At 71.5% G+C, this 8913-nt stretch carries 8 protein-coding genes; 2 read left to right on the top strand and 6 right to left on the bottom strand.

Translation table 11 applies throughout. The annotated features are described in order from the left end of the window. From D7V93_RS30185 to D7V93_RS30170, 4 genes are all read right to left on the bottom strand, one after another. The coding region (locus D7V93_RS30185; RefSeq protein ID WP_208723199.1) for a peptidase domain-containing ABC transporter at nucleotides 1-2289 on the bottom strand (2289 nt) is incomplete at its 3' end. After that, nucleotides 2286-2891, bottom strand: a complete 606-nt coding sequence (locus tag D7V93_RS30180) for a hypothetical protein (protein WP_120646680.1) — start codon at nucleotides 2889-2891, stop codon at nucleotides 2286-2288. The genes D7V93_RS30185 and D7V93_RS30180, both read right to left, overlap by 4 nt. 91 nt (nucleotides 2892-2982) lie before the next feature. Next, entirely contained in the window at nucleotides 2983-3171 is a 189-nt protein-coding gene (locus D7V93_RS30175; protein WP_120646679.1) for a mersacidin/lichenicidin family type 2 lantibiotic, read from the bottom strand. Between the two features lie 123 nt (nucleotides 3172-3294). Next, nucleotides 3295-4560 (bottom strand): glycosyltransferase, encoded by a 1266-nt coding sequence (locus D7V93_RS30170; protein WP_120646678.1) that lies wholly within the window; start codon nucleotides 4558-4560, stop codon nucleotides 3295-3297. Nucleotides 4561-4752: 192 nt separating this feature from the next. On the opposite strand from D7V93_RS30170, the gene D7V93_RS30165 reads away from it, so the two are divergent. After that, nucleotides 4753-6114, top strand: a complete 1362-nt coding sequence (locus tag D7V93_RS30165) for an FAD-binding oxidoreductase (RefSeq protein WP_147451409.1) — start codon at nucleotides 4753-4755, stop codon at nucleotides 6112-6114. A gap of 15 nt (nucleotides 6115-6129) precedes the next feature. Here D7V93_RS30165 and D7V93_RS30160 read toward each other — a convergent pair whose 3' ends face one another. Continuing rightward, on the bottom strand, nucleotides 6130-7401 hold the full coding sequence (locus D7V93_RS30160) for a JmjC domain-containing protein (RefSeq protein ID WP_158623893.1): 1272 nt from the start codon (nucleotides 7399-7401) through the stop codon (nucleotides 6130-6132). 138 nt (nucleotides 7402-7539) lie between these two features. Continuing rightward, entirely contained in the window at nucleotides 7540-8091 is a 552-nt protein-coding gene (locus D7V93_RS30155; protein ID WP_120646675.1) for a glutathione peroxidase, read from the bottom strand. A 285-nt stretch (nucleotides 8092-8376) separates the two neighbouring features. Between D7V93_RS30155 and D7V93_RS30150 the strand changes: the two genes are divergently transcribed. After that, on the top strand, nucleotides 8377-8913 hold a 537-nt coding region (locus D7V93_RS30150; RefSeq protein ID WP_279636961.1), incomplete at its 3' end, for an alpha/beta-hydrolase N-terminal domain-containing protein.

Raw genomic sequence — 8913 nt, 5'->3', positions numbered from 1 at the left:
CGTCAGGGGGGAGCCCTGGGGGGACACGTCCGCCAGCTGCTTCTGCACGAGCGCCACGTAGGGCCCGTTGCGCGTCATCAGCTCGTCGTGCGTGCCCTGCTCGACGAGCCTGCCCGCCTCCAGCACGAGGATGAGGTCCGCGTCGCGCACGGTGCTGAGCCGGTGGGCGATGAGGATGCGCGTGCAGGACTGCCTCCCCAGGTTCTGGTCCAGCTGGCTCTCGGTGAGCACGTCGAGCTGGCTGGTGGCCTCGTCCAGCAGCAGCAGGGCCGGCTTGCGCACCAGGGCGCGTGCCACGGCGATGCGCTGGCGCTGCCCGCCGGACAACCCGGAGCCTCCCGAGCCGGAGATGACCGTCTCATAGCCCATGGGCATCCGTTCGATGTCCTCGTGGATGACCGCGAGCCGCGCCGCCTCGGTGACCTGCTCCAGCGACAGCGCGGGGTCGCTGAAGGTGATGTTCTCGCGCAGCGAGCCGCTGAAGAGGAAGGGCTCCTGGAGCACCGCGCCGAACTGGCCGCGCAGGGCGACGTAGTCCAGCGACTGCATGGCCAGGCCGTCGTAGCGGATCTCCCCCGTGGTGGGCTCGTGCAGCCCGAGCAGGAGCATGGCCAGCGTCGTCTTGCCGGAGCCACTGCGCCCCACGAGCGCCACCTTCTGCCCCGGCTCGATGCGCAGCGAGATGCCGTCCAGCACCACGGGCCCGTCGGCGGAGTAGCGGAAGCTGACGTCGCGCAGCTCCACGCGGCCGGACAGCGCCGGTGCCTGCGTGACGTGCGGCAGGTCCTGCTCGGGCGCGGCCTCGAGGATGTCCACCAGGCGGTTGAGGTGGGCGCCCACCATCTGGAGCTGCTGGCCCGTGGCCGTCAGCGACGCCAGCGGCTGGATGCAGGAGACGGCCAGCGCGTTGAGCGCCAGCATGGTGCCCAGCGACATCTCCCCGGAGAGCACCATCCGCGCGCCCAGCCACAGCAGCAGCAGCGGCGCCAGCGTGCGCAGCGTCAGCAGCGCCGAGTCCAGCACGGAGGACAGGTGGTTGCGCCGGACGGTGACGTTCAGGTGCTTCATCAGCAGGTTGGACCAGTGGTCCAGCACCCGCTGCTCGGCGCCCGACGCCTTGAGGGTGGCCACGCCAATCAGCGCCTCGGTCAGGTAGTTCTGGGACTCCGCCTGGGCGGTGAGGCTCTCCTGCGTCAGGCCGTGGATGCGCTGGTTGGTGGCCATCAGCAGCGCGACCTGGAGGCCGCCAATCACGATGGAGACGACGCCGAACACCGGCGCCTGGAACAGCAGGAGGGTGAAGTAGATGAGGACGAGCAGGCCGTCGAGCACGACGGAGAGCGTGCGGCTGGTGAGCGCCTCGCGGATGGCCACGTTGCTGCCCAGGCGCGTCAGCAGGTCTCCCGTGGTGCGCTGCTGGAAGAAGCGCAGGGGCAGGGTGAGCAGGTGGCCGAACAGCCCCAGCATCATCCGGGAGTCCAGCCGCGCGTACAGGTAGATGATGACCGCCGAGCGCAGGTAGCTCGTCAGCCCCTGGGCCAGCACGAGCACCAGCATCCCCACGCCGAGCACCGTCATCAGGTCGACGGCGTGGTACGGGAGGATGCGATCGACGACGACCTGGGTGAGCAGCGGCAGCGCCAGGCCCACGCCCTGCATCAGCAGCGAGGCGGCGAAGATCTGCCCGAGCAGCGCCCCGAAGCGGGGAAGGCCCACCACGTAGGAGAGCGCCGTGCGCCAGGTGGACGCGGCGCCCGAGCGCTGGCGTCGCGTGAAGCCGATGCTGGGCTCGAAGGAGAGGACCAGGCCGGTGAAGGCCTCGTCGAACTCGGCCATCGTCAGGCGGCGGCGGCCCCGCGCCGGGTCGATGATGTCCACATGGTGCGCCGCCCACCTCTCCACGACGACGAAGTGGTTGAACTCCCAGAAGGCGATGGCCGGCAGGGGGATGCGGTGGAACTGGGCGAGCGTGACGGAGTAGCGCCGCGCGATGAGGCCATGGGTGCGGGCCGCGCGGACGATGGCGAGCGCGGAGGCGCCGTCACGGCCGGTGTCGATGCACTCGCGGCACTCGGCCGCGGAGGTCCGGCGCCCGTGGTACGACAGCACCATCGCCAGGCACGCGCCCCCGCACTCGCGGGTGCTCAACTGCAGGATGACGGGCACGCGCCGCCGCCGGAACCACAGCACGAGCGGCCACAGCAGCCGCATCACCCGGTCCAGCAGCCGCGGGGGCCCCGCGGGCGCGGGAGCCGCAGGAGGCTCGGCGGGCTCCGGCGCGGGACTCATGGCGTGCGGCTCCGGGCGGCGCTGCCAAAGGGCAGCAGGTGGAGCAGCCGCTGGGAGCCCACGCGGACGCGCACCGGGAAGGTGCTGCCCAGGTAGTCCGACGCACGCTGCCCGGGGCTGCTGGGCCGCAGCCGCGCCACGAGGACGGCGGACGGCCCGGCCCCGGCCTGCGGCGGCACCGCGGCGGCACCGTACCGCTCGCGCGCGGCCTGGGGGCTGAGCACCTGGGGCTGCACGGTGAGCACGTCCGAGGTGAACTGCCCGGCCCGCGACGCCGGCTCCAGGAAGACGGGCTGACCGGAGCGCAGGTCCGAGAGGGCCTGGGGCGGAAGGAAGACGAGCAGCACGGCCTGCGCCGGGCCCGCCGCGGTGGGCTCGGTGTCGCCCCCGGTGCCTTGCACGACCACGGCCACGCCGGGCTCGAAGCGGGGCACCTCGGCGCTCCAGGCGAGGGCGCCACACGCGAGCACCAGCACCAATCCCAGCCACAGCAGGGCGCGGGCCCGGGGCTCGACGAAGGCGGGGAGCACGAGGCGGGTGCGCCCCTGGACGAAGCGCTCCAGGGCACCCGCGCGGAAGATGGAGGAGGGAGGCGCACTCATGGAAGTCAGTGGGTCCAGGCGCTCCTCGATACGGGTCGGACCAGCAGGCGGCACCACTGCCTTGCGGCAGTGGGGCGCGTCAGGCTTGAAACTAGCAGCTGCACCAATCACAGCTCGCGGCGATGACACCGCCGGAGGCAACCTCGAGGACTTCGTCGGTCAGCTCCAGGATGCCGGCCGGGTTGGCGGGGATGAGATCCCGCTCCGACGCCGACAGCTGGTTGCGGAACTCTTCGTCCTTCCACGCACGGATGATCTCGGACTTCACATTATCAGACATGGATGCCCTCCTTTGGAGGTGGGACAGCGGGCTTCACTGCGGGTGCTGGGGTCTGCCCGGCGCTGCTGCTGCCAGGCCGTCGCAGTATGAATCCGGAGGTGAAACATTAGCAAGACAGGGGTGTTATTTTTCAGTAACACTGTGTGTCGCGGGGGCCGGGGTGCGCACGAGCCGCTGACGCTCGCGACCGAGCCGCTCCAGGAGATCCGCGGCGCCGCTGCTGCCCGGGGCCCGGGCAAAGGCCTGCTGGAGTCCGCGGGCATTCTGTCGCAGGGCCTCGTCCGACAGCAGCTGATCCACCTTCTGGCCCAGGCTTTCGGGCGTGACGTCCGCGGGCCGCAGGTGGACGGCGACTCCGGCCGCCAGACACCGCAGCGTCAGGTCGGATTGTTCTCCGCCGCCTCCGCCGGGGATGAGCAGCAGCGGGAGCCCCTGGGTGAGCGCGCCGAGGACGGCGGCCGTCGTGCTGCTGGAGATGACGCCGTGGGCATGGGGCAGCACCGAGGCCTGGGCCACGTGCCCGCGCACGTAGAAGTTGTCGGGGACGGGGCCCAGCGGCTGATCCAACCGGCCAATGGAGGTGGCCACGCGCACCGGCCGGTGGCCGAGCGCCGCGCGGAGCTGCTCCCAGAAGCCGGGGGAGTTGAACACCCGTCCGGGCTGGGCATAGAGGATGGGTTCGCCCGAGGCGCGCGCCGCCTCCAGCCACCTGTCGAACCCGGGGTCTGGCGCGGCGAAATCCCAGGAGCAACTGCCCACCAGGTGCGTGTGCTCCGGGAGCACCTCCTGCTCGCCCTCCAGCGCCTGGACGCTCTGCAGCAGGTGCAGGTCCCCCAGCAGGGGTGACTGGCTGTAGGGCCCCTCGTACTTGGGGAGCCAGAGCATCTCGCAGCAGAGGTTGTAGGACTCCATCAGCCGCGCGTAGCGGTCCTTCAGGAAGGCGTCATAGGGAAGCGTGCCCGACAGCCGCTGCACCTCGTAGGCGCGGAATGCCGGGGACATGCGCGCCAGCGAGGCCTCCGTGGGGAGGATGCTGGCGGCCAGGCCGATGACGGCCGTGGGCAGCTTGTGGCGGGCGCCCGCGAGGACGGCGCCGAAGGCCATGGCCTGGCCCACGAGCACGTCGGGGGAGAACTGCGTGAGCGCGTATTCAATGTGTTTCACCTGCCGGGCCTGCTCCAGCGGGTTGGCGGTCAGCTCGACGATGAAGCTCGGCCCATCCTCGGGGCCGCGGGGGATGCGCTGCATTCCCGCCTGCGCGAGCAACGGGGCCATGGACGGGCCGGTGACGAAGGCCACCTCGTGGCCACGCTCGCGCAGGCAGGAGGCCATGGAGAGGGCGGGACCGAGGGAGCCGTAGCTCGTCAGGGAGGTGAAGAGGAAGCGCATGGCTGAGGCCTTCCGGGCTCGCTGGGCTCTCGGGGAGGAGCGCGACTGTATCAGCTTCCGAGCTTGAGCCTTTCCGCGCCGGGCCTGCCCGCCGCGCCCGTCCTGGGTCATGCTACCGCTCATGGGGCAGGGCCACGGCGCGTGCCGGCGGCCTTCCGCGTGGCGCGGGGTCCCTGGCCGGGGTGTGAGCGCATGAAGATGTCCACAGCGGAGCGAGACGCACTTCTCCAGGCGCTGGGGGCCGGGGTGCAACAGCCCATCCTCTGCCTGCCGGAGGCGCTGGAGCCGTACAGCCATGACTTTGGCCGGACGGTGCGGCGGATGCCGGCGGCGGTGGTGCGGGCCCGCAGTGAGCAGGAGGTCGTCCACACGCTGCGTGTGGCGCGCGAGCGTGGTGTCCCCATCAGCATCCGGGGCACCGGCCATTCGCTGCGGGCGCAGTCGCTGTGCGAGGGGGGCATCGTGCTGGAGAACGCGGAGGGCACGCCCGACATCCAGGTGCACGAGGACGGGCTGGTGGAGGTGACGACCCGGACCCGCTGGGCCGAACTGGAGGCCGCGCTCAACCTCGCGGGGCTCACCGCGCCCGTGCTCACGGACCACATGGCCACCTCCCTGGGGGGGACGCTGTCCGTGGCGGGGTATGGGGCGCGCTCGCTGCTGCAGGGCGCCCACCTGGATCAGGTGGTGCGGCTGCGCCTCATCCTGCCGGATGGCTCCGCGCGCTGGTGCTCCCAGGAGGAGGACGGGGAGCTGTTCCGCTTCGCGCTCGGGGGCTTCGGGCAGGTGGGGTTCATCGAGCGGGTCCTCATGCGGACGCGGCCCTACCGGCCCGTGGTGCGGGTGCAGCTCAACCGCTACGCGTCGCTGGGGGAGATGGTGGAGGCCCTGTCCTGGATGACGGAGTGGGAGGGGCCGGGGCCGGACCACTTCTTCGGCCAGCAGAAGCGGGGCGAGGTCACGAGCGTCCTCGGCGCCAGCCACGTGGACGCGGCGGAGGCAGGGGCCACGCGCATCCCCGGCCCGCCGGAGGGGATGGTCCGCGAGCGCACGCACCTGGTGGTCCGCCCCGGCTACTTCATCCAGGCGCGCACGCGCGCGGAGGGGCCCCTGGAGACGCTGCCCCGGCAGTACTGGAGCGACTACTGCTTCGAATACGAGGGGCTGCGGGCCTTCGTCCAGTACCTGGAGTCCGGGCCGCGCGAGCGCATCTGGGACGACAACTGCCTGGTGCGCATGCTGTGTCTGAAGCGGGGCGCGGTGCGCTGGCCCTTCGACATCCGCTCGATTGGCACCGCGCCCCGGCTCTACGGCATCGGCGTCTACTACCGCATCGAGCCCGGAGACGACGCCCGGGCCGCCATGGCCCGTGAGGCCCACCAGGACTTCCTGGCCCGGTGCCTGGAGCTGGGGGGACGGCCGTACCTCTACGGATGCAACGAATTGACGCCACAGGCGATGCAGCACTGCTACGGAGACGCCTGGTCGCGCCTGAAGTCGCTGCGCCGGACGCTGGACCCGGACGGCCTGCTGAACCCCGGGGGCCTGCCGTAGCCCGCGCGAAGGCGGCTAGGACTCCAGGCGCAGCAGCCCCCGGGCCACCAGCAGCTTCAGGAACTCCTGCGCCTGCTCCAGGCGCAGGCCCGCCCACGACTCCACCTCCTCGACGGAGAAGCGCTGCCGCTCGGCCAGCGCCCGCACCAGGGGCAGGGCCTCGCCGGGGAGGGCGACCTCGGTGTTGACGCCATAGACATACACGCCGGCCGCGGTGTCGGGCGTCGCACCGGGGCGCACGACATACGCGAGCGGATAGGGCTCCGTTCGGACCAGCACATCTCCGGGGCGCAGCGGCACGTCCGAGGCCGGGCGGGCCTGCGCGAGGTGGGGACTGGAGGTGGTGGCCCGGCGCCAGAGCCGCTCCAGCTCCGTCTCATCCGCCGCCAGCCGGCCGAGCAGCTCCCGCAGCTCCGCCAGCCGCGCGGCGATGAACTGCCCCACTTCGGGGGGCATGGTGCCGGCGCCAGCCGGGGAGGCCAGGGTGGCCGGCACGAGCGCGCGCCACTCCACGCGGTTCTGGAGCACGCGCTCGAGCTCCGGGCCCAGGATGCCGAGGAAGCCCACCGTCTCGCAGGCCATGTTCAGCGCGAGCGAGGACTCCTCGCCGGCCTTGGCGTTGTGCCAGCAGCCCGGCGGCAGGTAGAGGATGTCGCCGGGCTCCAGCAGCACCTCCTCGAACTGGCTCTCATCGGGCGAGGGAACGTCCCGGATGGGCTTGTTGTCACTCTGCCGGACGCGGCCGTCCTGCTCGACGATGGCGTTGCGCAGCGGGTACTTCGCGGCCGGGTGGCGTGAGTATCGCCACAGCTTGCGACCGGAGAGCTGGATGACCATCGCGTGGCGGGCGTCGTAGTGGGTGTCCAGCCCCTCGCCCGGCGGTGACAGGTAGCAGTTGAAGCGGATCGGGCTCGGCAGGCCGAGCTGGCGCTTGATGTGGGCCGCGAAGGTGGCGAGGCCCTCGTCCCCCGCGCTGATGTCATTGACACACACCGTCGTGCGCGAGGCGAGCGCCTCCCGGACCTGGTGGGGCTCGATCTCGATGCCGGCGTACAGGTCGTGGCGGTTGCGCCAGAAGGCGTGAATCCCGAAGGTGGCCGGCACCCGCTTGTCGAAGCCCGTGCGCAGGATGGCCAGGTCGAACCGCTCGCGGTCGAACAGGTGGGTGAACTTCTCCGGGGTCCCCCGGACGTGCAGCGCCTGCTTCTCCCAATAGCTGGCGAGGAACTCCTCCGGGCTGACCGGATGCAACAGCGTCGCGAGCTCATGGCCTGTACCAGCGAGCATTGGAAGACCCCGACATGCGTGAGTGACGTGAGCGACCGAGGCTCCGAGCCGTACCACACACCTCGCGGAGGCGGGAGCCCACCCTGGGCGCCCACCCAGGGAGCCGCCTGCCTCCATGCAGGGTTGGAAGCGCCGGTCTCAGGCCTGCTTGGCCAGCGCGGCGTCGATGGCCTGGACGAGGCGCGGATCCTCCGCCGTCACGTCCGGGGCGAAGCGGGCCGCGACGCGACCATCCCGGCCGATGAGGAACTTCTCGAAGTTCCACTGCACCTCCGGCTTCGGGTTGGCTTCGATGCCGTAGCCCTTGAGCTTCGCGCGCATGGGCCCTTCGCCGGTGGCGTCGGGGAGGGCGCGGGTGAGCTCGTGGTAGAGCGGGTGCTTGTTCTCGCCGACCACCGTGACCTTTGAAAACAGCGGGAACTTCACGGCGTAGGTCAGGCTGCAGAACTCCTGGATCTCCGCCTCGCTGCCCGGCTCCTGGCCGAGGAAGTCGTTAGCGGGGAAGCCGAGCACCTCCAGGCCCTGGTCGTGCTTGTGCTCATAGAGCTTCTCCAGGCCCTCGTACTGCGGGGTCAGCCCGCACTTGGAGGCGACGTTCACGACCAGCAGGACCTTGCCCTTGAACTGGCCGAGGGTCCGCGCGGTGCCGTCGATGGCTTTGAGAGGGATGTCGTAGAGGTTCTGGCTCATGCGGTGGCTCGCCTGTGGGGGAGGAGGGGAGCGCGGAGCCTAGCGCCCCGGACCGGGGATGCCCACGCAGAAGGGTCTTCCGCTGTCTGGCTTCCTCGTCCTGGAGGGCGGGGCTGCCGCCTGGAAAGGGCGATGGGCATCCACTGCCAGTCGCGGTCCGAGGTCCTACCCTCCCAGAGTGTGCCTCGAGGACGGGGCGAGCAGCGGAATCCTCTTCGCAGGAGTCGCATGGATCGCCTTCTCCCTCGCACCGCGCGGCCCGTATCGTTACGGCGTGCCTGGCCCGTGAGCCGCGCCGCGCCCCGGTGGCTCCACTACACGCTGCCGGGGGCCTGGGTCGCGCTCGTCTTCGCGTGCCTGTCCTTCACCCCGTCCCTGCTGCCGCGCAGCGGGCCCTTCCAGGGGTTCGTCAGCGGAATCAGCGCGGCCATCGGCTATGGGCTGGGAGTCCTGGGCGCCTGGCTGTGGCGCGAGTTCGCCAACCGCCCCCCGCGCAATCCCCGCCAGCACGCGTGGCGGAGCCTCTTCGTGACGGGCGGCGTGGCGCTGGTCGGAGCGCTCGCCCTGGGCTGGCACTGGCAGCGGAGCATCCGGGAGCTCATGGGCGTCCCCCATCCGGCCAGCGCCGGGTTCCTGCTCGCCCCGGTCGTCGCGGCGGCCGTCTTCGTCCTGTTCGTCGCCGCGGGGCGGGGCCTGCGGGCGGTGTACCGCGCGTTGGACACGCGGCTCGCGCGGCACGTCGGTCCACGCGCGGCGCGCGCGACGAGCGGGCTGGCGGTGCTGGTGCTCACCGCCCTGGTGGCCAGCGGCGTGCTGTGGGAC

It is taken from the genome of Corallococcus llansteffanensis (assembly GCF_003612055.1).
GTDB classification, from domain to species: domain Bacteria; phylum Myxococcota; class Myxococcia; order Myxococcales; family Myxococcaceae; genus Corallococcus; species Corallococcus llansteffanensis.
The sequence above is the reverse complement of the archived record's forward strand: the minus strand, read 5'-3'. Positions and strand labels throughout refer to the sequence as shown.

Coding starts and splice junctions, on each gene's coding strand:
- D7V93_RS30180 (WP_120646680.1), bottom strand. CDS start 2,891: ATGAGTGCGCCTCCCTCCTCCATCTTCCGCGCGGGTGCCCTGGAGCGC.
- D7V93_RS30175 (WP_120646679.1), bottom strand. CDS start 3,171: ATGTCTGATAATGTGAAGTCCGAGATCATCCGTGCGTGGAAGGACGAA.
- D7V93_RS30170 (WP_120646678.1), bottom strand. CDS start 4,560: ATGCGCTTCCTCTTCACCTCCCTGACGAGCTACGGCTCCCTCGGTCCC.
- D7V93_RS30165 (WP_147451409.1), top strand. CDS start 4,753: ATGAAGATGTCCACAGCGGAGCGAGACGCACTTCTCCAGGCGCTGGGG.
- D7V93_RS30160 (WP_158623893.1), bottom strand. CDS start 7,401: ATGCTCGCTGGTACAGGCCATGAGCTCGCGACGCTGTTGCATCCGGTC.
- D7V93_RS30155 (WP_120646675.1), bottom strand. CDS start 8,091: ATGAGCCAGAACCTCTACGACATCCCTCTCAAAGCCATCGACGGCACC.